This is a genomic window from Sphingomonas sp. (genome assembly GCF_036731925.1).
Taxonomy (GTDB): Bacteria; Pseudomonadota; Alphaproteobacteria; order Sphingomonadales; family Sphingomonadaceae; genus Sphingomonas.
The window spans coordinates 725,470-750,839 of the sequence record NZ_DAINDJ010000001.1; the positions used below are offsets into that span (position 1 = coordinate 725,470).

The 25,370-nt window shown below is 65.4% G+C and carries 44 protein-coding genes and 1 tRNA gene; 24 read left to right on the forward strand and 21 right to left on the reverse strand.

The genetic code is table 11. The annotated features are described in order from the left end of the window. Positions 1 to 3: 3 nt before the first annotated feature. The 9 genes from V7E00_RS03700 to V7E00_RS03740 are packed head-to-tail and all read right to left on the reverse strand — an operon-like array spanning position 4 to position 3,370. Positions 4 to 180 (reverse strand): hypothetical protein, encoded by a 177-nt coding sequence (locus tag V7E00_RS03700; protein ID WP_333571329.1) that lies wholly within the window; start codon positions 178 to 180, stop codon positions 4 to 6. Beyond that, on the reverse strand, positions 177 to 344 hold the full coding sequence (locus V7E00_RS03705; protein ID WP_333571330.1) for a hypothetical protein: 168 nt from the start codon (positions 342 to 344) through the stop codon (positions 177 to 179). The genes V7E00_RS03700 and V7E00_RS03705 overlap by 4 nt, the downstream gene beginning before the upstream one ends. After that, the gene (locus V7E00_RS03710) at positions 341 to 775 is read right to left on the reverse strand and encodes a hypothetical protein (RefSeq protein ID WP_333571331.1); all 435 of its coding nucleotides are present in this window, start codon (positions 773 to 775) and stop codon (positions 341 to 343) included. The genes V7E00_RS03705 and V7E00_RS03710 overlap by 4 nt, the downstream gene beginning before the upstream one ends. After that, positions 772 to 1,098, reverse strand: a complete 327-nt coding sequence (locus V7E00_RS03715; protein ID WP_333571332.1) for a DUF7768 domain-containing protein — start codon at positions 1,096 to 1,098, stop codon at positions 772 to 774. Before V7E00_RS03715 ends, V7E00_RS03710 begins: the two co-directional genes overlap by 4 nt. Beyond that, a complete protein-coding gene (locus tag V7E00_RS03720) occupies positions 1,095 to 1,778 on the reverse strand; it encodes a DNA-methyltransferase (RefSeq protein ID WP_333571333.1) in 684 nt (227 codons plus the stop codon). The genes V7E00_RS03715 and V7E00_RS03720 overlap by 4 nt, the downstream gene beginning before the upstream one ends. After that, on the reverse strand, positions 1,775 to 1,963 hold the full coding sequence (locus V7E00_RS03725; protein WP_333571334.1) for a hypothetical protein: 189 nt from the start codon (positions 1,961 to 1,963) through the stop codon (positions 1,775 to 1,777). Before V7E00_RS03725 ends, V7E00_RS03720 begins: the two co-directional genes overlap by 4 nt. Beyond that, a complete protein-coding gene (locus V7E00_RS03730) occupies positions 1,960 to 2,184 on the reverse strand; it encodes a hypothetical protein (protein WP_333571335.1) in 225 nt (74 codons plus the stop codon). Before V7E00_RS03730 ends, V7E00_RS03725 begins: the two co-directional genes overlap by 4 nt. Further along, on the reverse strand, positions 2,181 to 2,906 hold the full coding sequence (locus V7E00_RS03735) for a hypothetical protein (RefSeq protein WP_333571336.1): 726 nt from the start codon (positions 2,904 to 2,906) through the stop codon (positions 2,181 to 2,183). The genes V7E00_RS03730 and V7E00_RS03735 overlap by 4 nt, the downstream gene beginning before the upstream one ends. Continuing rightward, on the reverse strand, positions 2,903 to 3,370 hold the full coding sequence (locus tag V7E00_RS03740; protein WP_333571337.1) for a hypothetical protein: 468 nt from the start codon (positions 3,368 to 3,370) through the stop codon (positions 2,903 to 2,905). The genes V7E00_RS03735 and V7E00_RS03740 overlap by 4 nt, the downstream gene beginning before the upstream one ends. A gap of 10 nt (positions 3,371 to 3,380) precedes the next feature. Between V7E00_RS03740 and V7E00_RS03745 the strand changes: the two genes are divergently transcribed. Continuing rightward, entirely contained in the window at positions 3,381 to 3,818 is a 438-nt protein-coding gene (locus V7E00_RS03745) for a hypothetical protein (protein WP_333571338.1), read from the forward strand. 148 nt (positions 3,819 to 3,966) lie between these two features. Here V7E00_RS03745 and V7E00_RS20045 read toward each other — a convergent pair whose 3' ends face one another. Beyond that, positions 3,967 to 4,137 (reverse strand): carph-isopro domain-containing protein, encoded by a 171-nt coding sequence (locus tag V7E00_RS20045; RefSeq protein ID WP_443019135.1) that lies wholly within the window; start codon positions 4,135 to 4,137, stop codon positions 3,967 to 3,969. A 135-nt stretch (positions 4,138 to 4,272) separates the two neighbouring features. Here V7E00_RS20045 and V7E00_RS03750 point away from each other — a divergent pair, with 135 nt between their 5' ends. The 19 genes from V7E00_RS03750 (at position 4,273) to V7E00_RS03840 (ending at position 13,699) form a co-directional block, all read left to right on the forward strand. Then, a complete protein-coding gene (locus V7E00_RS03750; protein WP_333571339.1) occupies positions 4,273 to 4,938 on the forward strand; it encodes a S24 family peptidase in 666 nt (221 codons plus the stop codon). Positions 4,939 to 5,053: 115 nt separating this feature from the next. After that, complete coding sequence (locus V7E00_RS03755) at positions 5,054 to 5,353, forward strand: hypothetical protein (protein WP_333571340.1); 300 nt, start codon at positions 5,054 to 5,056, stop codon at positions 5,351 to 5,353. 53 nt (positions 5,354 to 5,406) lie between these two features. Further along, positions 5,407 to 5,706, forward strand: a complete 300-nt coding sequence (locus V7E00_RS03760) for a hypothetical protein (protein WP_333571341.1) — start codon at positions 5,407 to 5,409, stop codon at positions 5,704 to 5,706. After that, on the forward strand, positions 5,703 to 6,176 hold the full coding sequence (locus V7E00_RS03765) for an HNH endonuclease (protein ID WP_333571342.1): 474 nt from the start codon (positions 5,703 to 5,705) through the stop codon (positions 6,174 to 6,176). The genes V7E00_RS03760 and V7E00_RS03765 overlap by 4 nt, the downstream gene beginning before the upstream one ends. A 106-nt stretch (positions 6,177 to 6,282) precedes the next feature. After that, positions 6,283 to 6,534 (forward strand): hypothetical protein, encoded by a 252-nt coding sequence (locus V7E00_RS03770; RefSeq protein WP_333571343.1) that lies wholly within the window; start codon positions 6,283 to 6,285, stop codon positions 6,532 to 6,534. Continuing rightward, positions 6,531 to 6,755, forward strand: coding sequence for a hypothetical protein (locus tag V7E00_RS03775; protein WP_333571344.1), 225 nt, complete (start codon positions 6,531 to 6,533; stop codon positions 6,753 to 6,755). Before V7E00_RS03770 ends, V7E00_RS03775 begins: the two co-directional genes overlap by 4 nt. Continuing rightward, the gene (locus V7E00_RS03780; protein ID WP_333571345.1) at positions 6,752 to 7,492 is read left to right on the forward strand and encodes a lambda exonuclease family protein; all 741 of its coding nucleotides are present in this window, start codon (positions 6,752 to 6,754) and stop codon (positions 7,490 to 7,492) included. The genes V7E00_RS03775 and V7E00_RS03780 overlap by 4 nt, the downstream gene beginning before the upstream one ends. Further along, positions 7,489 to 8,145 carry a hypothetical protein gene (locus V7E00_RS03785; protein ID WP_333571346.1) on the forward strand — a complete coding sequence of 219 codons (657 nt, stop codon included), beginning with the start codon at positions 7,489 to 7,491 and terminating at the stop codon, positions 8,143 to 8,145. The genes V7E00_RS03780 and V7E00_RS03785 overlap by 4 nt, the downstream gene beginning before the upstream one ends. Further along, a complete protein-coding gene (locus V7E00_RS03790) occupies positions 8,145 to 8,498 on the forward strand; it encodes a hypothetical protein (RefSeq protein ID WP_333571347.1) in 354 nt (117 codons plus the stop codon). The genes V7E00_RS03785 and V7E00_RS03790 overlap by 1 nt, the downstream gene beginning before the upstream one ends. A 1-nt stretch (position 8,499) precedes the next feature. Further along, positions 8,500 to 9,048 carry a hypothetical protein gene (locus V7E00_RS03795; protein WP_333571348.1) on the forward strand — a complete coding sequence of 183 codons (549 nt, stop codon included), beginning with the start codon at positions 8,500 to 8,502 and terminating at the stop codon, positions 9,046 to 9,048. Positions 9,049 to 9,195: 147 nt separating this feature from the next. Further along, on the forward strand, positions 9,196 to 9,687 hold the full coding sequence (locus tag V7E00_RS03800; protein WP_333571349.1) for a DNA N-6-adenine-methyltransferase: 492 nt from the start codon (positions 9,196 to 9,198) through the stop codon (positions 9,685 to 9,687). Continuing rightward, the gene (locus tag V7E00_RS03805) at positions 9,684 to 9,812 is read left to right on the forward strand and encodes a hypothetical protein (protein WP_333571350.1); all 129 of its coding nucleotides are present in this window, start codon (positions 9,684 to 9,686) and stop codon (positions 9,810 to 9,812) included. The genes V7E00_RS03800 and V7E00_RS03805 overlap by 4 nt, the downstream gene beginning before the upstream one ends. After that, the gene (locus tag V7E00_RS03810) at positions 9,809 to 10,981 is read left to right on the forward strand and encodes a hypothetical protein (RefSeq protein ID WP_333571351.1); all 1,173 of its coding nucleotides are present in this window, start codon (positions 9,809 to 9,811) and stop codon (positions 10,979 to 10,981) included. Before V7E00_RS03805 ends, V7E00_RS03810 begins: the two co-directional genes overlap by 4 nt. Then, positions 10,978 to 11,247, forward strand: coding sequence for a hypothetical protein (locus V7E00_RS03815; protein WP_333571352.1), 270 nt, complete (start codon positions 10,978 to 10,980; stop codon positions 11,245 to 11,247). The genes V7E00_RS03810 and V7E00_RS03815 overlap by 4 nt, the downstream gene beginning before the upstream one ends. Beyond that, entirely contained in the window at positions 11,240 to 11,488 is a 249-nt protein-coding gene (locus V7E00_RS03820; RefSeq protein ID WP_333571353.1) for a hypothetical protein, read from the forward strand. The genes V7E00_RS03815 and V7E00_RS03820 overlap by 8 nt, the downstream gene beginning before the upstream one ends. Next, complete coding sequence (locus tag V7E00_RS03825; RefSeq protein ID WP_333571354.1) at positions 11,485 to 11,682, forward strand: hypothetical protein; 198 nt, start codon at positions 11,485 to 11,487, stop codon at positions 11,680 to 11,682. Before V7E00_RS03820 ends, V7E00_RS03825 begins: the two co-directional genes overlap by 4 nt. A gap of 151 nt (positions 11,683 to 11,833) precedes the next feature. Then, positions 11,834 to 13,042, forward strand: a complete 1,209-nt coding sequence (locus V7E00_RS03830) for a hypothetical protein (protein ID WP_333571355.1) — start codon at positions 11,834 to 11,836, stop codon at positions 13,040 to 13,042. Between the two features lie 55 nt (positions 13,043 to 13,097). Next, positions 13,098 to 13,541 (forward strand): hypothetical protein, encoded by a 444-nt coding sequence (locus V7E00_RS03835; protein WP_333571356.1) that lies wholly within the window; start codon positions 13,098 to 13,100, stop codon positions 13,539 to 13,541. Then, a complete protein-coding gene (locus V7E00_RS03840; RefSeq protein ID WP_333571357.1) occupies positions 13,541 to 13,699 on the forward strand; it encodes a hypothetical protein in 159 nt (52 codons plus the stop codon). Before V7E00_RS03835 ends, V7E00_RS03840 begins: the two co-directional genes overlap by 1 nt. 66 nt (positions 13,700 to 13,765) lie before the next feature. On the opposite strand, the gene V7E00_RS03845 is transcribed toward V7E00_RS03840, so the two are convergent. After that, positions 13,766 to 13,836: transfer RNA gene (locus V7E00_RS03845), tRNA-Gly, on the reverse strand. 294 nt (positions 13,837 to 14,130) lie between these two features. Here V7E00_RS03845 and V7E00_RS03850 point away from each other — a divergent pair. The 4 genes from V7E00_RS03850 to V7E00_RS03865 all read left to right on the forward strand — a co-directional run bounded on the left by V7E00_RS03850 (position 14,131) and on the right by V7E00_RS03865 (position 18,087). Further along, a complete protein-coding gene (locus tag V7E00_RS03850) occupies positions 14,131 to 15,351 on the forward strand; it encodes an NAD(P)/FAD-dependent oxidoreductase (protein ID WP_333571358.1) in 1,221 nt (406 codons plus the stop codon). Between the two features lie 57 nt (positions 15,352 to 15,408). Then, positions 15,409 to 16,182 carry an enoyl-CoA hydratase-related protein gene (locus V7E00_RS03855; protein ID WP_333571359.1) on the forward strand — a complete coding sequence of 258 codons (774 nt, stop codon included), beginning with the start codon at positions 15,409 to 15,411 and terminating at the stop codon, positions 16,180 to 16,182. 319 nt (positions 16,183 to 16,501) lie between these two features. After that, the gene (locus V7E00_RS03860; protein ID WP_333571360.1) at positions 16,502 to 17,344 is read left to right on the forward strand and encodes a diacylglycerol/lipid kinase family protein; all 843 of its coding nucleotides are present in this window, start codon (positions 16,502 to 16,504) and stop codon (positions 17,342 to 17,344) included. Beyond that, positions 17,341 to 18,087, forward strand: coding sequence for a metallophosphoesterase family protein (locus tag V7E00_RS03865; protein ID WP_333571361.1), 747 nt, complete (start codon positions 17,341 to 17,343; stop codon positions 18,085 to 18,087). Before V7E00_RS03860 ends, V7E00_RS03865 begins: the two co-directional genes overlap by 4 nt. Before the next feature lie 110 nt (positions 18,088 to 18,197). Here the strand turns inward: V7E00_RS03865 and rpsI are convergent, their stop codons facing one another. The 10 genes from rpsI to V7E00_RS03915 form a co-directional block, all read right to left on the reverse strand. Continuing rightward, a complete protein-coding gene (gene rpsI, locus V7E00_RS03870; RefSeq protein WP_294332351.1) occupies positions 18,198 to 18,764 on the reverse strand; it encodes a 30S ribosomal protein S9 in 567 nt (188 codons plus the stop codon). Further along, positions 18,764 to 19,243: a 50S ribosomal protein L13 gene (rplM, locus tag V7E00_RS03875; protein ID WP_333571362.1), complete on the reverse strand. Its 480-nt coding sequence runs from the start codon at positions 19,241 to 19,243 to the stop codon at positions 18,764 to 18,766. The genes rpsI and rplM overlap by 1 nt, the downstream gene beginning before the upstream one ends. Positions 19,244 to 19,379: 136 nt before the next feature. After that, positions 19,380 to 19,694, reverse strand: a complete 315-nt coding sequence (gene cutA / locus V7E00_RS03880; RefSeq protein WP_333571363.1) for a divalent-cation tolerance protein CutA — start codon at positions 19,692 to 19,694, stop codon at positions 19,380 to 19,382. Continuing rightward, entirely contained in the window at positions 19,691 to 20,719 is a 1,029-nt protein-coding gene (locus tag V7E00_RS03885) for a COX15/CtaA family protein (RefSeq protein ID WP_333571364.1), read from the reverse strand. The genes cutA and V7E00_RS03885 overlap by 4 nt, the downstream gene beginning before the upstream one ends. A gap of 42 nt (positions 20,720 to 20,761) precedes the next feature. Beyond that, a complete protein-coding gene (locus V7E00_RS03890; protein ID WP_333571365.1) occupies positions 20,762 to 20,986 on the reverse strand; it encodes a hypothetical protein in 225 nt (74 codons plus the stop codon). Beyond that, on the reverse strand, positions 20,983 to 21,354 hold the full coding sequence (locus V7E00_RS03895; RefSeq protein ID WP_333571366.1) for a plasmid mobilization protein: 372 nt from the start codon (positions 21,352 to 21,354) through the stop codon (positions 20,983 to 20,985). The genes V7E00_RS03890 and V7E00_RS03895 overlap by 4 nt, the downstream gene beginning before the upstream one ends. A gap of 84 nt (positions 21,355 to 21,438) precedes the next feature. Next, the gene (dxs, locus tag V7E00_RS03900) at positions 21,439 to 23,364 is read right to left on the reverse strand and encodes a 1-deoxy-D-xylulose-5-phosphate synthase (RefSeq protein ID WP_333571367.1); all 1,926 of its coding nucleotides are present in this window, start codon (positions 23,362 to 23,364) and stop codon (positions 21,439 to 21,441) included. 51 nt (positions 23,365 to 23,415) lie between these two features. Then, positions 23,416 to 23,874 (reverse strand): Fur family transcriptional regulator, encoded by a 459-nt coding sequence (locus tag V7E00_RS03905; protein WP_333571368.1) that lies wholly within the window; start codon positions 23,872 to 23,874, stop codon positions 23,416 to 23,418. 53 nt (positions 23,875 to 23,927) lie between these two features. After that, on the reverse strand, positions 23,928 to 24,314 hold the full coding sequence (locus V7E00_RS03910) for a MerC domain-containing protein (RefSeq protein WP_443019136.1): 387 nt from the start codon (positions 24,312 to 24,314) through the stop codon (positions 23,928 to 23,930). 302 nt (positions 24,315 to 24,616) lie between these two features. Continuing rightward, a complete protein-coding gene (locus tag V7E00_RS03915; protein ID WP_333571370.1) occupies positions 24,617 to 25,339 on the reverse strand; it encodes an RBBP9/YdeN family alpha/beta hydrolase in 723 nt (240 codons plus the stop codon). Positions 25,340 to 25,370 lie beyond the last annotated feature (31 nt).

The window sequence follows — 25,370 nt, forward strand, 5'->3', positions numbered from 1 at the left end:
TGCTCACGCTGCCATCCTCTCAACAATCGCCATCTTCTCCGCCGCTTCCTCGGGCGTGATGATGCCGCAGCGTTCCGCGATCTTGATCCGCTCGAGCTTGGTCCGCAGGCATGGGCATGTGTCGATCGCCGACAGGACGAGCCCGCGCACGATGATGCCGATGGGCTTGGCGTCGGTCATTTGCGCTGCTTCCGGTCGCCGTGAAATCCAACGACAAAGGCGCCTGTGAGCAGGCTGCAGACGGCCCTCCGCTCAAAACCAGCATCACCAAACCAAATGGCGAACAGGCCAAGGACGCCCAGCGCAATCGAAGTGGTGAGGCAGAAAAGCCGAAAATTGCTCACAGCCGGTTCTCCCGCGTGATGAAAGGCGCACCCCACTCGCGGAACAGCTGCTCAGCGAACTCCGGTGTGCGGACGCAGGCGACGCGGAAGCCACGACGAACCATCGCGTTGCCCCAATCGATCTGCGCCTGAGACAGCGAGCCCTTTCCATCTTTCCACTCAAGGACGACGTAGGCGTGGTTCCAGGCATAGTGCTCGTCATGCACGCCGGCGGTGAGGCCCTCGCGCTTGCTCTGGCGTTGGGCCTTGAGCCCGCGCTTGCCAGCGTTCGGTACGCCCCACGAAATCACTTCCGGCGCAATGATGTGCAGCCGATTGCGGAATGCCTGCTGACGATCGACCTCGCTGCCGGTGAGCTTGTCCTTGGGCTCGACGGGGAAGATCGGCTGCTCGCGCAGGTCCTCGCTGAGGAAGTGCAGGGCGCAGTTCATGCGGCGGCTCCCAGCGTTCGGAATTCCACCGGCAGCCCTGCTGCTTTGGCTGCCGCTATTCCGTGCTCCATCCCGCGCGTGATGCCGCGATCGGTGTAGACGACACTGCCGTGCGCAACCGCCTTCCAAGCGAGACCGGCATCGATACCCCACTGGCGCTCGGCGGGGTCATCGTCATCGAGGATGCCCGGCTGCGTGTAGAGCAGGTGCGACGCGATTGGCGCCTCACCGCGTGCGAGGCTATCGCGGACACAGCGGCGGGCGTATTCAACGTTCGCATCAACATCGCCGGCATATGGGCTCTCGAGGATAACCAGCTTCATGCCGCCTCTCCAAACATGTCAGCCTGCTTCTCGGCAGCTTCGACACGGCGCAGCGCGCGCTCGAAATAGACGGGATCGCTCTCAATCCCGATCGAGGGGCGACCAAGACGTGTCGCCGCAACGAGCGTCGACCCGCTTCCCATGAACGGGTCGAGCACAGGACCAGCGGGCAACTTCTCAAGCAGTTTGCAGAGCAGTGCGACGGGCTTCTCGTTCGGGTGCTGGCGACCGTTCTTCGCCATGCTCTGAACCGGCGGGCAGTAGATCACCGACCCGCAATCGCGCCGTCCGACAAACTGCGAGGGATCGCCGAGGACGTAGATTTCCTCATGGTCCGGCTTCCAGGGCAGGCGGAGGTCGCCCATTCCGAGCGCGCCGCCCTTATCCCAGACGAGCACCATGCGAGTACCGGCAGGCGCTTCCTTGGCCCACTTCCCGAACGCGAGCGTGGGCACGTTGCCAACGAGCGCCAGCACGGCGTCGCGGACAGACGTGTCGCCATCGTTGCGGATGTTGCTTTCAGACCAAAGCGCATCTGTGCGATGCCCGCTCTGGTAGCCGTCGCCATACGGCGGATCGGTCAGGCAGCAGGCATAGCCATCGAGGTCGGGAAGGACATCGAGCGAGTCCCCCAGATACAGCGTGGCGCGGCCGATGACCTCTTTGCGCTGGTACGTCATGCGATCACCTGCAGCAGGCTCAGCTGTACATCCGGGCACGCTGCGAGGCGGGCGTTCGCCTGCTCGAGCGCGTCCAGCGGGTCAGACATTTCGCGGTTCGCCGCGCGCTGCTTCACCGCGGCTCGGGTGACTCGCTTCTCAGCGTGCAGGACGATCAGCGCCAAGCACTCGGGATCGGCGTTCATCGTGCTTCTCCCGCCCGGTTCTGACGAGCCACCATCAACCGGTACTCAGCGACCTTCGCCGGCACCCGGTACATGCGCTGGATGCTCTCGACAGTGAGGCTGTCGAGCATCGTCGGGCGGCAGTTGTAGAGGAACGACACCAGCTGGATCTCAGCCTGCTGTTGGGTCAGTTGCTTGTCGGGCTGCTTGCGGGCGTTGCCGCGGGGGCGATAGCCGCTCACGCCGCCTCTCCAATCTGCTTCCATGCATCAGGATCGAAGCCGCGCTCTGCGGCCGCCGCGATGATCTCAGCCGCGGTGTGCGCCTTGCCGCGCCACTTCCAATGCGTGCCGCCCAGTTTGAACCGGCCAATGAAATCACAGCGGAAGATCGGCCCGCGCTTCTGGAGGAAGTCCGCCGCGCGACCAGCGAGCGACATGTCCCGGTTCGTCGGCGCGACCTGGGCGGCGGCGACGTTGCGCTTGCCCATGTTCTGCATGACGACGAGCTTGTTGGGCTTCGGCGCGAAGCCAGTTTCCCTCAGCCAACGGAGCACGCGGCGGCGCTCCACCCGGTAGCGAACGCAGAGCATCTCGACGGATGTCGTCCGGGCAACTTCTGCGAAACCGGCAGGCGGCGGGCTGCGATCGCGGCCCTCGAGCGGCCTGCGCGGCGCCTTCACCCCTAACTCACGGCGCCACCGGATGATGGTGGACTTGCCGCAGCCATACTTCTCGGCGAGGGCTGGATTGCCCAGCAGTGCCGCGCTCTCCTGAAAGTCTGCCGGGATCTCGATCCGCGGCCGACCTGTCCAATTCGCCGGGCGTTCCGAGCTCGACAGCTCGTTCAGCCAGCGAGTGACGGTATCCGCGCCAGCCCGATAGTGGACGATCAGTTGTTGCCGTGACTTCTGCAGAGCGAGCTGCGTGAAATCATCCGGCATGGGGCGAAGCTGGCGGCTCATGCTGCACCTCGCAGGGCTGCTGCCTCGTTGACGATCTGCGCCAGAGCCGCGAGGTGAGGCTGCAGCTTGTCGGCGACTTCGATCGTCTCCTGATGGTCGCGGTGGTTGTCCTCCAGCGCGCGAACGAGTGCCGCCATTGCGTCCATGACGCCGGCAGCAGTGGCGATGTCATTCGCGGGGCACGCGGTCAGCGGGACGGCGCGCACGCCGTAGTGATTCAAGATCTCGTCCAGCGCCGTCGGATCGACGAGGAGCGAATTGAAGATCACGTGAGCGCCGGGGAGGTTGGAACCGCTCAGGCCACGGTCGATCGCGTCCGTGTCGCGCAGCCCCATGGCGGCAGCGATCTTCACCTTGTTCCGGTGGATGGCCCACATCCGCGACCACGCGACGGAGAGTTTCTGCTGAAACTTCTCCTTTGTGAGGGCTCCAGTGGGTGAGACTTTACCGCGCTGCAGCATCATACACCTCCGCATGATTACGGAGTTCACCACCCTGATGCTGCCCGAGCAGCCCAGCAGCCCAGCGCAGGACAACTGCGCGAACGAGGCCGAACAGGCCGGTGGCAAACAGGTACAAGCCGGCGCAACCAAGCAGCGCGGCAACGCAGAAGCGAAGCACGTCCATTCAGCAATCCTCTCGAGTGGTGTGGTTGGCGCCGTTCCGAACCTTGGCCGCTACATCGTCACCCGCTCGCCCGACGGCGTTGACGCACCCGGCAAGGTGCGCAGGATCGGCCTCGCAGCGGCCGGCGTGGTCCGCTGTCAAAGGATCGGGACGGGTATAAAGGGCGCGGTGTGCAACAGGCGCCAGGAAGCCGGGGAGGGGACCCGGCTGGGAGATCGTGCGCGGGGAGCGCAGGGAAGCTGGGAGGCGTCTCACGCGACTGATACCCGGCGAGACCAAGCATGATCGGGGCATTCACAGAGCGCGCGGCCGCAGGTGGCGCAGCTGGTCTGTTCAGGCCTGAAGCCAAGGACCAAAACGACCGCACGCCCTTGGAAAAGGGCGGTGGCGCGGCGCAGGTCACTGATGACCGAGGTAGGAACCGGGTGGACGCTCATGCTGCGCGGGCCTGCGCAGGAACGGCAAGCACTGCTTGGAGATGCTCATCGGGTATCTTCCCGCGCTCCCACCAACCTTGTACGGTCGTGTGGTTCGTGTGGCCGAGGGATCGTGCGAGCGGTCGGATGCCGCCGCGGTCCCGGATGAGCTGAACGTGGTCGTGCATACGCAATACGTACGTACATGCGTACACCCTGTCAACGTGGAAATGGCGGGTGTGTTATGCGACACACCGTACGTGTCTGATCAGATCTCTATAGGTTCGCGTCTACGCGAGTTGCTCGCGCGCTCTGGTCGCTCGATGGCTAAAGTGGCCAGGGCTGCCGGCTACAATTCGACCAGCGGCGTGCAACGATTTTTCGACGATGGGTATGAACCCAAGGCACTTCCCGTGGATATTGCCCGGAAGCTTGCGGACGGGTTCGACGGGACCAACGTCACACGAGAGGAGATCTTCGCGCTCGCCGATCTGCCGGCAGAGCCCGAGGTTTTGCCGTTCAAGTTCGAGGGTGCCGCCGACGTGCGCCTGCCTCGCGATCTGCCTATTTTCGGGACGGCGCTGGGTGCTCCGCGGGACATAGACGGGTTTGCAATTGAGCAGACTTACCTCGATGAGAGTTCGGTGGTCGAATATCTCCCGCGCCCGACAGTTCTGCAAAGCCGTTCTGATGTGTACGGCTTCTACATCCAAGGTTCTTCGATGGCGCCTCGCTTCGAAGAGGGCGAGATGGGATTCGCCGAGGCCAGGAGACCGCCCCAAGTGGGTGACGACGTGGTGGTCTATATGCGTGTTCCGGATGATCATGATGGCGACCGGGTCAGTGCGGTGTTGATCAAGCGCCTGGTACGACGAACTGCGCAGTATGTTGAGCTGGAGCAATTCAACCCCGCTCGGGTGTTCCGGGTGGAGGTGGAGAAGGTCGCGCGGATCCACCGTGTGCTGCCTTGGCGTGAGATTCTTTCGTGAGTTCTCATAGGCTTACGTAAAATGTACGCATTGCGTACGCATTGCCGTTGACACGTACGTACGCATTCCGTACGTATACCTCCATCGCCGCACAACGCGGCCTTGGAGGTTTCCGGTGCAACACACCTCACCAAACTGGCCCAGTGATCCGCGCGCCGTAGAGCTGCTGGCGGACATCGCGGCCAACCCGCCGCGGATGAAGCCGCAGCTTGGCCGCTTCAGCTGGAACGAAGTGGTCGAGACGGTCCTCGTCTATGACGACAGCGACGACCGGGTCGATGAACTCAAGCGGTTGTCGAACAAGGCTTTCACCTACGCGCTGGACGTTGAGGGCATCGCCGCCGCCAAGCTGGTGCCGTCGCTCAATGATGTGATCGGGCTGGCTGTGCTGCGTGGTCGGAAGGTGGCGGCGTGAGCGCGGGGCACACTCCGGGGCCGTGGGTAACCGGCTGCGATAGCGAGTGGTCGGTGGACACCAGCAGCGGCAACGTGTTCGTCCACGTTGGCCCAGAGGGATGCGATCCTGTCGCTATCGTCGTTCACACCGACGAGTATTTCGACTGCGAGGAGCGTGTCGATGCTGATGCGGCCCTGATCGCCGCCGCCCCGGATTTGCTGGAAGTGGCCAAGGATGCACTTCGGGTGATCCGAGGCACGGACAAGGTGCTGCATGCGAACGGCATTATGGAGGGCATCGACAACCCGGTGATCGCTCCTCTCGTCGCCGCCATCGCCAAGGCCACCGGCCAGGAAGGCGGTGCGCTGTGAGCCGCAAGCTGGCAGCCGCCGACAAGAAGTTCCTTGCACGCGTCACGGAAGCGGGCGGCGAGGTGCTTGCCCCAACCAATCCCTACGAGGTGATGCGCTTCAAGACCTCGCTTGGGGTCGGCGTGGTGTACGAGAAGGCGAACGGCCAGCGCACCTGGAACACGGAGGCAGCGCAGGTTCGCGAGCACCTGGCGGCCTGTGGCGGTTCGTTGGCGCCGGTGGAGGTGAAGGGGCGACGCAAAGGCAAAGGCAGTGTCGCCCGGCTCATAGAGCGCGACGGTTCGGCATGCTTCTTCTGCGGCCTCGCACTCGGCGACGACATCACCGTCGAACACCTAGTGGCGGTCGCCCACGGCGGTCCTAACCACATCAGCAACCTCTTTCTCGCGCATGGCGAATGTAACCGAGCTGCTGGGCACCTCAGCGCGCCGGAGAAGGTCGCCATCGCCTTGGAACGGAGGGCAGCATGACCGCCGCCCTCTACGCCCCCTTCATCGCCGCCGGGCCCATCGCGCTCGCGGTCGTCATCCACAGCTACGCCCGCTTCTGGCGGGTCTGGAACGAGAGGAAGTGCTCGTGATCATCGACAACCCCTTCGCATTCCCGTGCGTCGACCAGCGCGACGCCAACGGTGTCGGCCTCACCGAGGGCTCCCCCGGCATGACGCTGCGCGATTACTTCGCGGGGCAGGCCCTTCCAGAAACAATCAAGCTCGCGGAAGCGGACCCTCGGGTAACTTCCTCCAACATCGACGCAACAGTCGCTCGGGCCTGCTACGCGCTCGCCGACGCCATGCTCGCCGAACGCGCGAAGGGCGGTGCCGCATGAGCGCCGTCAACCTCTGGGACGCAGCCGACCGCTTCCGCCCGTACATCCGCGATGATCACCCCGAGATCGACCGGCCGGAGATGGTGACGCAGAACGCGGTGAAGCTGAACACGAGCCTCTACCCGCCGTGCCCGCTGTGCTCGCTCGACGTGATGCGGTGCGCGTGTGACCCCGACGAGTACCAGGCTGCTGCGCTCGCTGTGATGCGGGGGCGGGCATGAACGCGCCGGCCCGCTTCACCCGCTACAGCCCGCCAGGCAAGCCGCACATCACGATCCACGCAGAGTATGATCAGGGCAGCGAGCAGTGGCTGCAGGCGCGGTGCGGGCTTCTGACGGCCAGCGAGATGAAGCTGATCGTCACGCCAACGTTGAAGATCGCGAGCAACGACAAGGAGCGCGCCCACCTCTACGAGCTGCTTGCCCAGCGCATCACGCAGTATGTCGAGCCTCGGTATATCAGCGACGACATGCTGCGTGGGCACGAGGACGAGGTCCGCGCGCGGCTGAAGTACGAGGAAGTGACCGGCAACACGGTAGATACCTGCGGCTTCATCACCAATGATTGCTGGGGCTTCACGCTCGGATATAGCCCGGATGGCTTGGTCGCGCACGACGGCGGCATTGAAGCGAAGTCGCGCCGGCAGAAGTTCCAGGTGCAGACGATCATCGAGAACCTCGGCGACGATCGGGGTGAGACGATCCCGGCTGACTACGTGATGCAGTGCCAGAGCGGTCTGCTGATCAGCGAGCGGCAGTGGCTGGACTTCCTTTCGTACAGCGGCGGGTTGCCCATGGCGATCATCCGCGTGTGGCCAGATCCGAAGATCCAGAACGCGATCGTGGAGGCAGCGGGCGAGTTTGAGCGCCGCATTGCCGCGAGACTGGAGACCTACCGCGCCGCATCGGCCGACTTGGCCATGACCGAGCGCGTGATTGAGCAGGAGATGTTCGTATGAACGACATGAGCGCCGTTATCGTCGCCAAGAGCGACCAATGGAACGCCGACGACTTTGCCGCCGGACCGCGCACCTTCACCATCGAAGACGTGGCGATCCGCCCCGGCACTGAACAGCCGGTGCAGATCAAGCTGGCAGGCAGCGACAAGTTCTTCCGCCCCTGCAAGACCGTCAGCCGCGTCCTCGTCGCCGCATGGGGTGCCGATGCCAATACATACCGTGGTCGTTCCCTGACGCTCTACACCGATCCCGGCGTGACTTGGGGCGGCATGAAGGTCGGCGGCATCCGTGTCAGCCACATGAGCGACCTCGAGCGCCCGCTGGTGATTGCCCTGCAGGAAAAGAAGGGCAGCCGGAAGATGACGACGGTGCAGCCGTTGAAGGAAGCACCTCGGCCGCAGCCCGCCGAGGACCGTGCCGCCAAGTGGGCCGCCGGGTTCGTCTCCGCGGTGGAGAACGCCGCCGACCTCGAGGCCCTCGATGCTCTGAAGGTGCAGCACAAGGGCAAGCTCGACGACCTGACGAACAAGCGCCCCGAGCTCGCAGCGGAGGCATTCGCAGCATTCGACAGCCGCGCACATGCGCTGTCCGCGGAGAAGCGGACCGACGAGCAGCACGGCGATCAGCACACCGGGGAAGGGGAGGAATTCTGATGTTCAACGGCAAGCTCAAGGCGGAGATCGCCAGCCTTACCGCAGAGAATGAAGCCCTCAAGGCGGACAATACGGTTCAGCGGACCAACGTGGCCCTGCTGACCGAATACCGGCGGCAAGACGCCGAGCGCATCCAGAGCCTCGAGCAGGACCTCGCCAATGCGATGCACGACCTCGCCGTGGTGAGCGCATCGCTGGCCGCCAAGGTCGACCAGGTCACGCACTACCGCGAGACGCTTCAGGGCATCCGTGCGCAGTCCACCCCCGGCGCGAACGCCACGGTCAAGCGGATGGCGCGGAAGGCCGATGAGGCGCTGCAGCTGTACGCCGTGGTGCAGGCGGAGGCGGCTTGAGATGGGCTGCGACATCCACGCCTACATCGAGTTCGCCCAGAAGCCTGCAGGCGATGATCGACCCTACTGGCAGTCGTTCACGCGGAACGGTGGCGGCCGAAATTACGTGATGTTCGGCGTGCTTGCCGGCGTCCGCGTGCCTGAGGCGCAGCTTTTCGAGCCGAAGGGCATGCCGGAGGGGCAGCTTAGCTCGGGCGTGTCGGGCGACCACTGGATTTTGGTTGCGCCGGAAGTTCACCCCGAGTGGGCCGACGATGAAGGCTATTGCTCGCTCGCAAACGCGGAAGCTTGGGTCAAGAACGGCTACAGCGTCGGCGAAAATGACGAGAACCGCAGGCTTCGGCGCGTCTCCAATCCAGATCACCACTCGCACAGCTGGCTGACAGCGGATGAGCTCCAGCAGGCGCTCGACCACTACGGCAAGGTAATCCCGACCTTCTGGTCATCCGACCATGAGGTGCCGGCTGAGTGGCAGGAGATGTTTGGCGCGATGCGGTCATTCGAGGCCGCTGATTGCCTGACGCGGCTGGTGTTCTGGTTCGACAACTAACCAGTTGAAGGCCCCTGCACACCGCAGGCGCCGGGCCGGTGTCGCGACCCAATAGGCACCGGCCCAAGCAATCCCCAGAGGGCAAAGCCCCCGGGTCGCAAGCCCCCGCTGCTGAGGTGGCGGGGGCACCACGAGACGGAGACGAACATGAGCCATTGGGAAGCAGCACAGGGCGCCACCTACGAGTGGTACACGCCCGCTTACATCTTCGACGCGCTCGGAGAGCGGTTTGACCTCGACGTGGCACATCCCCAGCGCGACACGCACGTCCCGGCGCGGCAGTTCTTCACCGTCACCGACGACGGCTTGCGCTGCAACTGGCGCGGCTTCGTCTGGATGAACCCGCCGTTTGGTGGGCGCGGATCGCTTCGTCCTTGGCTGACCAAATTCTTCCAGCACGGCAACGGCATCGCGCTGACACCCGACCGCACCTCGGCCGACTGGTTCCAGGAGACTTGGGAGCGGTGCGACCTCGCGCTGTTCATGCCGAAGGTGCGGTTCATTCGACCCGATGGCTCAACAGGTAATCAGCCCTCGAATGGAACCTGTCTGTGGGCAGCGGGCGAGCGTGCTGCCGATGCTCTGCGCCGTGCCCATTCCCTCGGCATTCTCGCCAAGCCTGAAAGGATTGCAGCATGACCGCGAACATCATCCGCATCCCGAACCCCGAGCACGAGGCGCGCTGTGTCGCTGCCATTCGTCGCCGGCGCGCGAACGAAGCGACGTTCTGGGTGGCGCCGCGGAAGCAGGAGAAGGCAGCGTGAGCCACGATCCCATGACCAATAACACCCCCGAGGTAACTGCTGCGGATCGCGAGTTACTGGATGCCATTCGAGAGATCATCTCCCACGAAGAGAAGGCGGTCTGGGAAGGGGCTTTCGAGTACGCGATAGCCCGCCACCGCCACACCTCCACCACCGCACTGGAAGCTGAAAACCTGCGGCTGCGGGAGGGGATGCGCTTGGCTACGCGAGCGCTCCACAATTACGCTGATGCCTGCGGCTATACTGACAACAATGGAGAGCCGTACACGGCAAATGACCAGCACCACCCCGGCAGGCTGGCAGAGGCCACACTGGACCAAATCGCCGCCCTCTCCACCCCCTCCGAGGTGAGCGAGCCTGTTGCCGACAATGCCAAGGACTGGGAAATAACCCCGGTGCCCGAAAGTGCCGCGCAAGCAGCGGAGGAAGCGGCGCTGGGCAATTGGCCGAAGTCGGAAGACCGAGTTCTCAATAACATGCACCGAAGCAGGCGGTGCGCCTTCATGGAAGGATTCTACTTCGCACATCAGAGTGATGCGTCAATACAAGCCATTCGGGAGGAGAACCAGAAGCTGCGGGAGGCGGTCACAACGATCATCGGACGCTGCGAGGCGCTTGAGTACGAGGCGTCCGATCGGTTGGCAGCGGAGGACTACGGCGACATCGAGCGCGGGTATTTCAACGGCCAGAAGGCAACCGCGAAGTCACTGCGCCGCCACCTGCACGACATGACCCGCGCAACCCGCTCCACCCCCTCCAGGGTGAGCAGCCCTGTTGATGACGAGATCGGTGGGGAGAAGACGGTAGGCGAGGAAATCGCCGCGTCTGCCCATCGGTCCGACGTATTCCAGAAGCTGTCGTTTGCCGCCGTCACCGTTCAGGGGCACTTCCCGGCCGCCGCACAGATGATCCGCGACGCCACGGATAAGCTTCCGGATGCCGAGACGCTGTATCGCTTTGAGCAGTCCGGCACACTCCCATCCACCGGGGATGCTGTGCGGGAGGCGCTGCGGAAAACGCTGTACGAGGGCCTTTGTTGGTTCGGGACGCTTCCTGAGCCTGAGGGCGATGTGCCGGAACGCTACCATCGCTGGGACGATCTCTGCGAACTGGCAGACCGCCTTCTCGCCGCCCTCAACCCCACGCAAACTGAGGGAGAGGGGCGGTGAATAACCAGACACCCGACATCACCGGACTGGTGGAGCGCGTCGCAGACCTTGGGCTGGCCAATCTGGCGCAGGATGTCGGCCAAGCCCTCCAATCCTCCCACACCACCGGCTATACGCAGGGGTTACGTGATGCGGCGGAGAAGGCCGAGGCGTATGAACCGCTAGGTTATATGTCGGATCGGGAGCGCGAATACTGCCGAGACCATGGCGTCGAGATCTCCACTGCCATCCTCTCCCTCATCCCAAAGGAGTCCGATCATGGGTGAGATGCAGTGGCAGCCGATTGAGCAAGCACCAACGGATGGCTCTCCCTTCATCGCGGCTATCGAGGTTCACAACCTATCTGGCCAGCGCTGGTGGGAAATGCACATGGTGTGGATCGATGATGAAACGGGCGACATTCATCAGGATGCGGAATGCGGCTGGTCCTTATCAGACTATTCGCATTTCCATCCGGCTCCAGAGCCCCCTTACGCCCTTCTCTCACACAGGGAGGGAGAGGGATGACCAATCACCGCGCATTCGCGAAGCTCGATGCAGCGATTGACGATCTGCACGACAAGTCGCTCGCAATCGGAAAGCGCCTCGGCCTGCTAGAGGCGCACCGCATCGCCACCAAGAACGGCGCCCACGACATCGCGGCCCACATCATGGCCGAGTACCTGTGCAGGGTCGAAGCGCTTCGGGAGGGAGAGGGATGAGCGCAACACTACCCGACCTGGACCGGCGCCTGTCGCGGCGGATCGAGAGCGGCCGAAGCATCCAGCTAAGCCCGGAGGATCTGGACTTGTTCGTTGCAACCGGCGCTTATGACACCTTCCGCAAGGCCGTCGCCGAATACCAGAGGAACCAATGCCGCGAACGAAGCGCCCGAAGCCGCTCTATCAGCGGGGGGAATACAAGCTCTACCCCCGCGAAGGGCGAAACCTCGAGATCGTCTGGTACGATGCCGAACGCCAACGCGAGCGAAGCGCTTCGGCAGGTACAGGAGATGTTCGGGAGGGGCGGCTCGCACTAGACCGCATGTACCTCGCGGCGACCGGGCAACGGTTCTGCGAGACATGCGGGCGACCGTTCGATGGTGAGGCGGCCCCGCTGCTCAGCCTCGCGATCAAGGACTATCTGCTGCTGAGCGAGGACAAGGCGGGCTTCAAGGCAACCAAGGGCCGCCTCGCCCATGTGATCGACTATCTCGCCGCGACGAACCCGGCGGTCACTTGTGCCAGCATTGACCAGCGATGGGTTGACGGCTTCCGGAAGTGGCTGCTGGCAAAGCCGGTCACGCGCGGCAGCAAGACGACTACGCGGACGCTCGGAGCTGTAGAAGGATGCGTCCTCCAGCTCGCCGCCGCAATCAATGCCACGCCAGGCCAGCGGGCACAGTTTACCGCCGAGCAGCCGAAGAACGTCGCAGCCTCTCCCCGCTACCGGGCCGATGTGGCGACGATCGCGGCCATGTTCCGATTCTGCCTACAGCCGGCGGGAGAGCATATCCGCAGCGACAAAGAGCGCGACGTGTACATCGGCTACCGCGCTAACCTCCTGCGCTACCTCCGCGCCGCTGTGGCGACATGGGCGAGGCCAGAGGAGATATTCGACCTGGGCGAAGCACAGTGGACGCCTAGCGCGAGGGTGCTGGACCTGAACCCGCCGGGGCGCCGCCAGACGAAGAAATACCGGGGCCGCGTTCCCGTCGCCAAGCAATTCGCCCCGCACCTGGATGCGATGGGCAAGCGCTATATGCCGGTCACGACAATCCGGGCAAGCTGGGAGGGGATGCGCAAGGAGCTTGGCCTACCCGGTGAGCGCGAGGCTGGTATCAAGCTTATCCGCCGCTCCATGGCGACGATCGCGCGCCGCCGCGTCGGGGAAGCCAATTGGCGGCAGGGCGAGATGATGCTCGGGCACGTCAAGGCGTCCATCAGCGACATCTACGCGATACCCGATCCGGCCAACCTCGGGCTGGTGCTGTCAGCTACCGAGGCGATCATTGACGACATCGAGCGGCTTTGCCCTGGGGCGTTTGGGAAAGTGACTGTAGTCAAGCTTGCGGCTGGATAATGTCCGCTTGACATGCGGACAGATTGGGCGCATATGTTGCGTACAGGAGGACGCAATGGATATCGTTCAGTTCACCGCAGAAGATGAAGCAATGTTTCCGGTCCTTGGACCGGAATACGGAGCCAGCAATCGGCTTGCTGAAGCCATGACCGCCAAGTTCAATGAGGAGCACCTGAAGCCGCTGGTTGAGAGCGTCGCCGATGCTTTCCGGGAAAAGCTTTGGGATGACGTTCGTGATTGGCTGCTCGCTGATACGGAGCAAAATGTCGCCGGGGCAGTCCGCGACATGGTCGGCCAGACCATTGACGCGCTTTTAACCGGCAAGGAATGGGCAATGGCTCGCTATCCTTATGCAGACTACAGCCGGGGCGAAGAGATCCGAAAGGCTGTCGCGCGCCACGCGGGCGACACCATGCTGACACGCAGGGTCGCCGAGCTCGAGGCTGAAGTCGCCAAGCGGGACGAGACGATCCGCTATCTGCGCGATAGCCGCTACTAATGAGTTGGCGCGATTACCTGACGAAAAGTGAGACCCGCACGATCGCCAGGATTGAGAAGGCGCGGGCAGAGGTCGCGGCCATGAACGCGCAATTTCGGGCCATCGCCGAACGCGCCCGCAAGCGCATGAATCGCGATGCCGCTGACACTGAAAAGTGACGTGTTACCGCGCCGTTACCGCGCGCTGATTTGCTTGATGGAGGAAAAACCCATGTTTTTCAAGGGAGCGGGTGAAGGGAATCGAACCCTCGTCGTAAGCTTGGGAAGCTTCTGCTCTACCATTGAGCTACACCCGCAAACGCTGCACCATGGCAGGCCCGCGTTTCGCTCCCAAACTGCAACCAGGCTGCAACGGGAGCGGGTGTCGGCGGGATAGCGTCGTGCGCCGTTCCTTGCAATCGGATTGTTGGCGGTTGCGGCGCAGCCATTTCCGGTCGGCCATGGTACACCAGCCGTGCCGCGCCGCAAAGGCGCGATGCTCCCAGTTGGCGGCGCCTCCTGCGGCGGATAAGGCCGGTGCCTGCACGCCGTGGACCGCAGGCACCCTGCGCCACGGCAATGATCCGGTTCGGTCGCACGGAGAGAGCGCGTTGGAAAAGTTCGATATTCTGATGGTTGGCAGCGGCCATGGCGGGGCCCAGTGCGCCGTTGCGCTGCGCCAGGCGGGGTTCGGGGGTACGGTGGCGGTGGTCGGCGAGGATCCCGAACTTCCCTATGAGCGCCCGCCGCTGTCGAAGGACTATCTGAAGGGCGAAAAGAGCTTCGAGCGCATTCTCATTCGCGCACCCGGCTTCTGGGAGGAGCGTGCGGTGACGATGCTGCGCAGCCGCCGGATCGTCTCGGTCGATCCGCAGGGCAAGACCGTCACCGACGCGGCGGGCGCGGTGATCGGCTATGGGGCGCTGATCTGGGCCGCCGGCGGCAGCGCGCGGCGGCTTGCCTGCAGCGGGCACGATCTTGCGGGCGTCCATGCGATCCGCAGCCGCCAGGATGTCGACCAGCTTCTCGCCGAACTGCCCGACACCCGCCGCGTGGTGGTGATCGGCGGTGGCTATATCGGGCTGGAGGCCGCGGCCGCGCTGGTGAAGATGGACAAGCAGGTGGTGGTGCTGGAGGCGCTGGACCGGGTCCTCGCCCGTGTTGCCGGCGAGCCGCTGTCGCGCTTCTACGAAGCCGAGCATCGCGCGCAGGGCGTGGAAATCCGTACCGGCGCTCTAGTTGAGTGCCTGGAAGAGCGGGAAGGGAGGGTCTGCGGAGTACGGCTGGCGGGCGGCGAGGTGCTGCCGGCAGACATGGTGATCGTCGGCATCGGCATCGTGCCCGAGGTGGGGCCGCTGCTCGAGGCGGGCGCCGCGGGCGGGAACGGTGTGCGGGTGGATGCCCAGTGCCGCACCAGCCTGCCGGACGTCTATGCGATCGGCGACTGCGCACTGCACGTGAATCCCTATGCAGACGACGCCGAGATCCGGCTGGAATCGGTGCAGAACGCCAACGACCAGGCGAATGTCGTCGCCAGGCTGCTGACCGGGCAGGATGCGCACTATGATGCGGTGCCCTGGTTCTGGTCGAACCAGTACGACCTGAAGTTGCAGACGGTGGGCCTCTCGATCGGCCATGACACGACGGTACTGCGCGGCGATCCCGCCACGCGTGCCTTTTCCGTGATCTACCTGAAGCAGGGCCGGGTCATCGCGCTCGACTGTGTCAATGCGATGCGGGACTATGTGCAGGGTAAGCGGCTGGTCGCCGAGCGGATGGTGGTCGATCCCGCGAAGCTCGCCGATTCGGCGGTGGTGCTGAAGGAGCTTTGAGTTGCGCGCATCGTGCCGTCCGGGCATCCCGTTTCCCAACCAGAAGGAGAAATGAGGATGTCCGACGCGCCGGTGCTGCTTGCCATGGAAGGCGATGTCGCGGTCGTGCGGCTCAACCGCCCGGACCGGCTGAACGCGCTTACGCCCGACATGCTGGATCTGCTGGCGGCGACGCTACGGCGCGCGGCGGACGACGGGGCGCGGGCAGTGTTGCTGACGGGCGAGGGGCGGGCCTTCTGTGCGGGTGCGGACCTGACGGCCAGCGTCGGCATGCGCGATTCGGGCGAGGCGCTGCGGCGGCACTATAATCCGGTGATCGCCACTATGACGGGGTTGCCGATCCCCATCGTCTGCGCGGTCAACGGCGCCGCGGCAGGCGCGGGGGCCTCCATCGCGCTCGCCGCCGACATCGTCGTCATGGCGCAATCGGCCTATCTGCTGCTCGCCTTCGCCAATATCGGCCTGGTCCCTGATGCCGGCGCGACCTGGCTGATCGGCAAGGCCGCCGGACGGGCTCGATTGCTGGAAATGGCACTGCTCGGCGAGCGGATGCTGGCGCAGGAGGCGCTCGATGCCGGACTGGTGACGCGGGTGGTGGAGGATGGCGCGCTGGCGCATGTCGCCCATGGCCTGGCGAGCAAGCTGGCCGCGATGCCGACCGTGGCGCTGGGCCTGATCCGCAAGCAGGTGGGGGCGGCCCTCTCCGGGACGCTCGCCGAGGCAATGGAGATCGAGGCGGATCACCAGAGCATCGCGTCCAAGACCGAGGATTGCCGCGAGGCGATCGCCGCCTTTCTGGCGAAGCGCGAACCCCAGTTCCGGGGTCGCTGAATGCGGTGACGGCCGGCCGCGGCCGCGCTCGCGTCGGTAAGCTGGAAGCTGATCGAGCCGGCAGAGGCGCTATGTCTTCGCCAGTCTCGACGGGCTGGCGGAGGACGCGCGGGCGCACGACCGTTGTTCGTCCCCGAGGCGAACAACGCCGGCGATCCGCGTGCAGCGGCCAATGCCTTTCTCGTCGTTGGTGCGCTGAACCGATCGGCTTCAGCCCGTTCTCCATCGACTCCATCGCCGCACCGGGTGCAGCGCGTACGGCTCTACGGCTACTGATCGAGCACGCCACGAATTCGGTTGTCGGGCGTTACGAGAGCCTATGCAGACGCTGTGGTTCATCACCAATCCGAATTCCGGCACCACCTCGCAGGCGAAGTGCGAGGCGATGGAAGCGGTGTTCGAGGAGCGGGGACTGGCCCTTGCCGGACGCACCCGCTTCCCCGCCGATCCGCTGCCCGAGGGGGCCGCGCTCGACGCGGCGGGCGTCGACACGGTGGTGCTCTTCGCCGGCGACGGGACGATCAATGCGGCGCTCCGCGCGCTGGCGGATTGGGAAGGGGCCTTCCTGATCCTGCCGGGCGGCACGATGAATCTGCTCGCCAAGGCGCTGCATGACGAGACCGATCCCCACAAGATCATCCACGCCGCCCATGGCTGCGACCGGCGGGTGGCGCTGCCCTATGTCGTCGCCGGCGAGCACCGGGCCTTCGTCGGCCTGATCCTCGGCCCGGCGGCCAGCTGGTTCCGCGCGCGTGAGGTGGTGCGCAAGGGGCGCTTCGGCAGGCTGCTTGCGGCGGTGCGCGGCGCCTGGCGCGCTACCTTTCACCGGCGTGGGGTTCGAATCGACGGGGCGCGCGGCCTTGGCGACCGCTACCAGGCGGTGTTCGTCACCCCCGCGCTCGACGGCCTGGAAGTGGCCGCCGTCGACGCGCGCGACTGGGGATCGATCGCGCAGCTCGGCTGGGAGTGGGTGACGGGCGATTGGGTCGCTGCACGGGCGGTTACCGAGAGCCGCACCGAACAGCTTCGCCTGGGCGAGCGCAGGCCGGTGCTCGCCCTGTTCGACGGTGAACCGGAGACGCTCGATCCCGGCATGACCATTCGTGCGGGCCGAAGTCTGGAAACCTTCATCGCAACCCGCAACGAGGCACCGGCTGCATGACCCGCTTCTTCCACGTCAGCGACGTCCATTTCGGGCGCGAGAACCGCGAGGCCGTCGACTGGTTCGATGCCCGGGTGCGGGAGGAGAAGCCCGCGGCGGTGATCATGACCGGCGACCTGACCATGCGCGCGCGGGCGAAGGAGTTCGCCGCTGCCGCCGAATGGCTGGAGGGGCTGGGGGTGCCGGTGACGGTGGAGGTGGGCAACCACGACCTTCCCTATTTCAATCCGTTCGCCCGGCTGGCCATGCCGTATCGGCGCTACCGCGCACTGGAACGGATGATCGAACGCCCGCTGGATATCCGCGGCGTTTCGATCGTGCCGCTCAAGACCACCGCCCGCTTCCAGTTCCGGACGAACTGGTCGAAGGGCCATGTGAGCATGCACGCACTGCAGAAGTCGCTGGCGTTGGCGGAGGCGGTGCCTACGGGCGATCTGGTGTTCGTCGCGGCGCATCACCCGCTGATCGAGGCGGGCACCCGCGCCACCTCGCGCACCCGTGGCGGGCGGCGGGCACTCGAGGCACTGGCACAGGCCGGCGCCCATGCGGTGCTGAGCGGCCATGTCCACGATCCGTTCGATATCGAGCACCGCATCGGCGATCGAGCGGTGCGGCTGATCGGGGCGGGTACGCTTTCCGAGCGCACCCGCGACCAGCCGCCCTCGTTCAACGAGATCACCGTCGATGGGGAGCGCTTCGCCACCCGCGCCCGCTTCCTCGGTGAACCGAGCGTCGCGCTCTAGCGCCGGAACAGCGGCAGCGGTCACAACGAAGAAGGGCGGCCCGTTGCCGGACCGCCCCAATTTCTTGGCCGAAGCCGAGACGCTTAGCGTCTTGGCCGAAGCCGAGACGCTTAGCGCTTCGAGAACTGGAAGCTGCGGCGGGCCTTCGCCTTACCGTACTTCTTACGCTCGACGGCGCGGCTGTCGCGGGTCAGGAAGCCGGCCTTCTTCACCGGGGCGCGCAGCACCGGCTCATACTTGGTCAGCGCCTGCGAGATGCCGTGCTTCACGGCACCGGCCTGGCCCGAGAGACCACCGCCCTTGACGGTGCAGATCACGTCATACTGGCCCTCGCGCTCGGCGACACCGAACGGCTGGTTGATGACGAGACGCAGCGTCGGACGTGCGAAATAGACTTCCTGATCACGACCGTTGATCGTGATCTTGCCGGTGCCCGGCTTCAGCCACACGCGGGCCACGGCGTCCTTACGACGGCCGGTGGCATAGGCGCGGCCATACTGGTCCAGCTCCTGCGCACGCAGCGGCGTGGTCGGGGCGGCCGGCTCGTCGATCTGGCCGGCGAGATAGGCGTCGGCAGCGGCGGCAGCCGGAGCGGCGGCCTGGCCTTCGGTCGGCGCGGCGGGCTGCTGGCCCAGCGCTGCGCCCAGGTCGGAAAGCGACTGGCGGTTGTCAGACATTATGCACCCACCTTGTTCTTGCGGCTCATGCCGGCGATGTCGAGAACCTCGGGGTTCTGAGCTTCATGCGGATGCTCCGAACCGGCGAAGATGCGCAGGTTGCGCATCTGCTGGCGACCGAGCGGACCGCGCGGGATCATGCGCTCCACGGCCTTCTCCAGAACGCGCTCCGGGAAGCGGCCCTCGAGAACCTTGGCGGCGGTGACGCCCTTGATGCCGCCCGCATAGCCGGTGTGCTTGTAGTACACCTTCTGGCCGAGCTTCTTGCCGGTGAAACGGATCTTGTCCGCGTTGATCACGATGACATTGTCACCGCAGTCGACGTGCGGGGTGAAGCTGGTCTTGTGCTTGCCGCGCAGGACGTTTGCGATCACCACCGCTGCACGACCGACGACGAGCCCTTCGGCGTCGATGATGTGCCACTTCTTCTCCACCTCGGCCGGCTTGGCCGACTTGGTGGTCTTCATCAGCGCCTTCATGGCCTGTGACCTTTCGCGTAGGAAATGCATTCGCGCCACCGTTGCCGGCAGCGCGATTGATGCCCCTCTGACGATATGGACCCCGAAAGTCAAGAAATGCGTGGGTTTGCTGACGGGTAAAATGATACCTGCGAGTTCAACGGGTCTCGTCGGCGATCCAGCGGGCGACCGCATTGCCGGCCTCCACCGGCCATTGCTCGATCACCGGCAGGTCATAGCCGTGGATCGCGGCGATCCGCTCGCGCAGGCGCACCGCCAGGGCGGGGCGGGTCTTTAACAGCGCCGGGACTTCCTCGCCCCGCTCGATGCCGCCCTGCCAGCGATAGATCGAGGTGCAGGGCGCGAGGATGTTGACGCAGGCCGCCAGCCGCTCCGCCAGCACCGTTTCCGCCACCCGCTCGGCATCCGCGCGGCTGGCGAAGGTGACGTAGAGCAGCGCGGTGTCGGTCACCGTGCCCGGCCGACGGCGTGGACGCCCCAGACGGTGGCGCAGACCAGCAGCGCGCCGACCAGCTGGTGGGTTGCGGCGACATGGAGGCTCACGCCGGTCATCACCGTCGCGATGCCGAGCAGGATCTGAATGCCGAAGGCCGAATGGATCGCGATCGAGGCGCGGCGATCGCCGGCGGCCCTGGCCCTGCGGGCCAGCACGATCAGTCCGGCGACGGCGACCCAGGCCCACCAGCGATGGATGAAGTGGACGATCGCGGGATCGTAGAGCGCGGCGTGGAGCGGGCTCTCGCCAATCTGGCTGACGCCGGGGAAGAAGCGGTCGTTCATCAGCGGCCACTGATCGGTGACCAGTCCCGCATCGAGCCCGGCGACCAGCGCGCCGTAGAAGAGCTGGATCGCCAGCAGTACCAGCACGCCTGCGCCGAGTCCGGTCAGCCGAGCAGGGCGCTCGGCATGGTTGGCGGCGAGCGCGCGCAGGTCGAGCATCGTCCAGACGATGCCGCCCAGCGTGAACAGCGCCGTCATCAGGTGCGTCGCCAGCCAGAAATGGCTGACCGAGGTGCGGGTGTGGTTCAGCCCGGATTTCACCATCCACCAGCCGAACGCGCCCTGCAGTCCGCCCAGCGCCAGCAGCGCCACCAGCCGCCAGCCATAGCCTTGCGGGATCTGCTTGCGGACCCAGAACCACAGCAGCGGCAGCGCGAACACCATGCCGATCAGCCGGCCGAGCAGGCGGTGGACATATTCCCAGAAGAAGATCGACTTGAAGCCGGCGAGCGTCATGCCCTGGTTGAGCTGCTCATATTGGCCGATCTGCTTGTAATGGTCGAACTCGGCCTGCCACTGCGCGTCGTTGAGCGGCGGGACGATGCCGGAAATCGGCTTCCATTCAGTGATCGACAGGCCCGATTCGGTCAGTCGGGTGATTCCCCCGACGACGACCATCGCGACGATCATCGCAGCGACGACGAAAAGCCAGTGCGCGAGCGCACGGGGGCGGGCGGTGAGGGGCAGAACGGTCATCTTCAGCACGTACCGCGATGTAGGCCTTGGGGGAAGCCGGTGCTAGCTGGTCCCCGATGGACTTTCGGGAAGGGCCGGGGGCGCGGGCGGTGGTGCGGCGGAGCGCTTCATCGCGATGTCGATCAGCGTTTCGAGGCGGATGACTCGTTCACGCGTTTCGATCGAGTGGCGCCGGGCCTCCTCGGCAGTGGTCAGCGCCTGATCGACCTTGTGCTGGAGGAGCGCGACCTGCTGGAGGGCGCGTAGCGCATCGGTCCAGAAGCTCATGCGCGCGCCCAGCCGGACAGGGCGGTGGAGAGCGCGTCCCAGTTGATCGTGGAATCGGCCAGCAATTGTTCGCGGACCCCGGCGCGATAGGCGTCCTCATCGAACTGCGCGGCGGCCGCGCGCGCGGCTTCGAGCCGCGCAAAGGCCGCATCGGTGCGGGCATTGGCCTGTTCAAGCTGGGCGAGCAGATCGCGCATCAGGGCCATCTCTGCGTCGGTAGGTTCGGTATAGCGTTCGGCGGCGGTGCGCATGAAGTCGCTGACCGTCATGTCCGCCGCTTCCGCATTGGCGGAGATGCGCCGCTTTTCCTCAGGCGATACCAGCACGACGACACGGCTGGAGCGAGTCTCTGGAAGCTGCGTTGCCATGCACATGTACATAACATGTGCATGTAGGAGGTTCAAGAAGGGCTGCGTGGATCCTCCCCGACATGGGGAGGATCCGTAGCAGGTTTACGCCCGCGCTCCGTCGGCCAGCTCGGCCTCGTTGTAGCGCAGCGCCTTCAGTACCGTGTCGACGATGTGCGCGGCATTGAGGCCGGCATCGTCATACTGCTTTTCGGGCTTGTCCTGGTCCTGGAACAGGTCCGGCAGGCGCATGGTGCGCAGCTTGAGGCCGGCGTCGATCAGACCGGTGTCGCTGGCCAGTGTCAGCACATGCGCGCCGAGGCCGCCGATCGAGCCTTCCTCGATCGTCACCGCCACTTCATGGGTGGTGAGCAGGCGACGGATCAGATCCTCGTCGAGCGGCTTGGCGAAGCGCAGGTCGGCAACCGTCGTCGAAAGCCCCTTGGCGTCGAGCGTGTCGGCTGCCTTGAGCGCCTCGGCCAGGCGGGTGCCGAGCGACAGGATCGCCACCTTCTTGCCTTCGCGCACCACACGGCCCTTGCCGATCTCCAGCCGCTCCGGAACCTTGGGAAGCTCCAGCCCGACGCCGTTGCCGCGCGGGTAGCGCAGCGCAATCGGGCCGCTGTCGTGCATCGCGGCGGTGTGCGTCATGTGGACGAGCTCGACTTCGTCCGCTGCCGCCATCACCACGAAATTGGGCAGACTGGCCAGGTAAGTTACGTCGAAGCTGCCGGCATGGGTCGCCCCGTCGGCACCGACCAGCCCCGCGCGGTCGATCGCAAAGCGGACCGGCAGGTTCTGGATCGCGACGTCGTGGACGACCTGATCATAGGCGCGCTGCAGGAAGGTCGAGTAGATCGCGCAGAACGGCCGCATGCCCTGCGCGGCGAGGCCGGCCGCGAAGGTGACGGCGTGCTGCTCGGCGATGCCCACGTCGAAGGTGCGCTCCGGGAACATCGCCTGGAACTTGTCGAGCCCGGTGCCCGAGGGCATCGCCGCGGTGATCGCGCAGACAGACGCATCGCGCTCCGCCTCGGCGAGCAGCGCGTCGGCGAAGACCTTGGTATAGGCCGGCGGTCCCGGGGGCGCCTTGGCCTGGGCGCCGGTGATCACGTCGAACTTCTGGACGCCGTGATATTTGTCCGCCGCCGCTTCGGCCGGGGCATAGCCCTTGCCCTTCTTGGTCACGACATGGATCAGGATCGGGCCCTGCTCGCTGTCGCGGACATTCTCCAGCACCGGGATCAGATGCTCGAGATTATGGCCGTCGATCGGGCCGACATAATAGAAGCCCAGTTCCTCGAACAGCGTGCCGCCGGTCGCCATGCCGCGGGCGAATTCCTCCGCCTTGCCGGCGGCTGCGGTGAGGCGGCGCGAGAGCTTGCGGGTGAAGCGCTTGGCCAGCTCGCGCAGGCCGAGATATTCGGACGAGGAGATCAGCCGCGCCAGATAGGCCGAGAGCCCGCCTACCGGCGGCGCGATCGACATGTCGTTGTCGTTGAGGATCACGATCAGCCGGTTGCCGGCCGCCTCGGCGTTGTTCATCGCCTCATAGGCCATGCCCGCGCTCATCGCGCCGTCGCCGATCACCGCGATTGCCTTGCCGGGCGCCTCGTTCAGCTTGTTGGCGATTGCGAAGCCCAGCGCCGCCGAGATCGACGTCGAGGAGTGCGCCGCGCCGAACGGGTCATATTCGCTCTCGCTGCGCTTGGTGAAGCCGGAGAGGCCGCCACCCTGGCGGATCGTACGGATCCGGTCGCGCCGGCCGGTGAGGATCTTGTGCGGGTAGCATTGGTGCCCGACGTCCCAGATCAGCCGGTCGTCGGGGGTGTTGAAGACATAGTGAATCGCTACCGTCAGCTCGACGACGCCGAGGCCGGAGCCGAGATGTCCGCCGGTGGAGCCCACGGCACTGATGGTTTCGGCGCGGAGCTCGTCGGCCAGCTGGCGCAGCTGGGCGGGGGCGAGCTTCCGGAGGTCCTGCGGCGTGTCGACCGTGTCGAGCAGCGGCGTCTTGGGTAGGTCAGCCATGACGTTTGTTAGCGTAGTGTTACGCCCAAGTCGAACGGTCAAATGGGCAGCTCAGTCGCACTTGCCGCACTTGCCGCGCACCTCGATCACCGGGCGTACGGGCGAGAAACCAGCATGTTGCGCTGCCGAACGGACGTTCTTCGTGATCGAATCGTCATCGATATGCGTGGTCTGGCCGCAGCTGTCGCACACCAGGAAGATGCAGTCGTGCAGGCATTCGGGATGCGCGTTGGCGACATAGGCGTTCGCACTTTCCACCCGGCGCGCCAGATTGGAACCGACGAACAGGTCGAGGATGCGGTAGACGCTGTTGGCCGCGACGCGGCGGCCCTCCGCCTTGGATACGGCTTCGGCGATGTCATAGGCAGAGGCGGGCTTGTCAAAGCCGGCCAGCGCCTCGAATACGCGCTCGCGCATCGCCGTCCACTGCTCGCCAGCCTCTTCCAGCCGGATACGGGCCGCCTTGGTGAGATCGGCCCCGTGGTGTTCGTGATGATGATGCGCGGACATGGGGCCGATCTAGGAGGTGTGGCCGGTTCCGGCAAGCGGCGGCCCGGCGGGGCTCAATAGGTGGCGCGGCGATTCAGATCGTGGCCGAGCGCGACCAGCGACACGCCGACCAGCGTCCAGAAGGTCTCGAATCCGCCGTGCGGCAGCGACAGCGCACCGCCCATGATGCCAAGACCAAAGGCGCCGACCACCGCAGGCGCCATATAGCCGTGATGCAGGATGCCGCGGCCGAGCGCATAGACGCCGAAGCCGATCGCCAGCGCCAGGCCATATTCATGGATATGCGGGTTCAGCAGGCCGCCGGCTGTCGACAGGAGCGTGAGGAGAACCGTGGTCGCGATGCAGTGGATAAGGCACAATCCGCTGATCCCGATCGCGATGCGATCAAAGGCGCCATCCAGGCCCGCCCACCAGCGGGCTATCGGGGTACTCAGCGACATTGCCGCCATATAGTCCCCTTGGGCTGGCGGTACAATATATCATGGCGCAATTTCGTGGTGAATCGGTGAAACGGCGGCGGACGCGCCGCCATACCCGCTTGCCAGTGATGCGCCGGCCGCGGCGCATGGATGATCTATCGAATGTGGCTGCGCTGAATTGCAATAATTGCAAGAGCGCCACGCGCAATACACAGCGAATGGATGAAGATTTGCGGCATGCGGAGAGGGTAGGCCGGATGACGCTCTAGGGTACGTCACCCGACCATGCCCATGCTGATTACTATAGATTATCCTCCCTGAATTTACCAGCGTGCTTGCGCGGATTTGATCGTGTTTTGTGCGGCGTTGGTCGGACGGGCGCCAAGGTAATGCGCCTGCGCCGCATCAGTGGCATGCACTGCCAGCAGCGAGCGCGCCTCGGCGGTGGTGCGCACGGTGCCGCTGCGCTCGGCTGCGGTATCCAGCAGCCGGTCGAGCAGCGCCTGCCCTTCCTCCCACCAGCCGATGCCGCTGGCTGCGTTGAGGTGGCCCTGCGGCCCTGCGCCGACGAACAGGCTGCCCCAGCCGCGCGCGAGATCCTCGGATCGCTGGATCGACATCCAGGGATCGTCGCTGCTCGCCACGACCACGCTTGGAAAGGGGAGCAAGGTCGCAGGGGTGGGGCGGAAGGCGTGCAGTTCCTCCGGCGCCGAGTCGCGGTCGACATCGGCGGGGGCAACCAGCAGCGCGCCGGCGACCGGCGTGCCGAAGGTCTGGCCCGCCAGCGTCGCCCACCAGGCGACGGCAAGGCAGCCCAGGCTGTGCGCGGCGAGCACCACCGGCGCCTGCGCCTGCCGGATCGCCTGGTCGAGCTTGGTCACCCAGGCATTGCGATGCGGCGCATCCCACATGCCTAGCTCGACTCGGTGCGTATCGGGGCGGGACTGTTCCCACAGCGTCTGCCAGTGCGACGGCCCGGAGCCACCGAGGCCGGGGACGGTGAGGATGATCGGCGAGCGATCATCGATCGGCGAAAAGATCGTCATTGCGTTCCTCTCCTTGGTCCCTGGGAGGGAC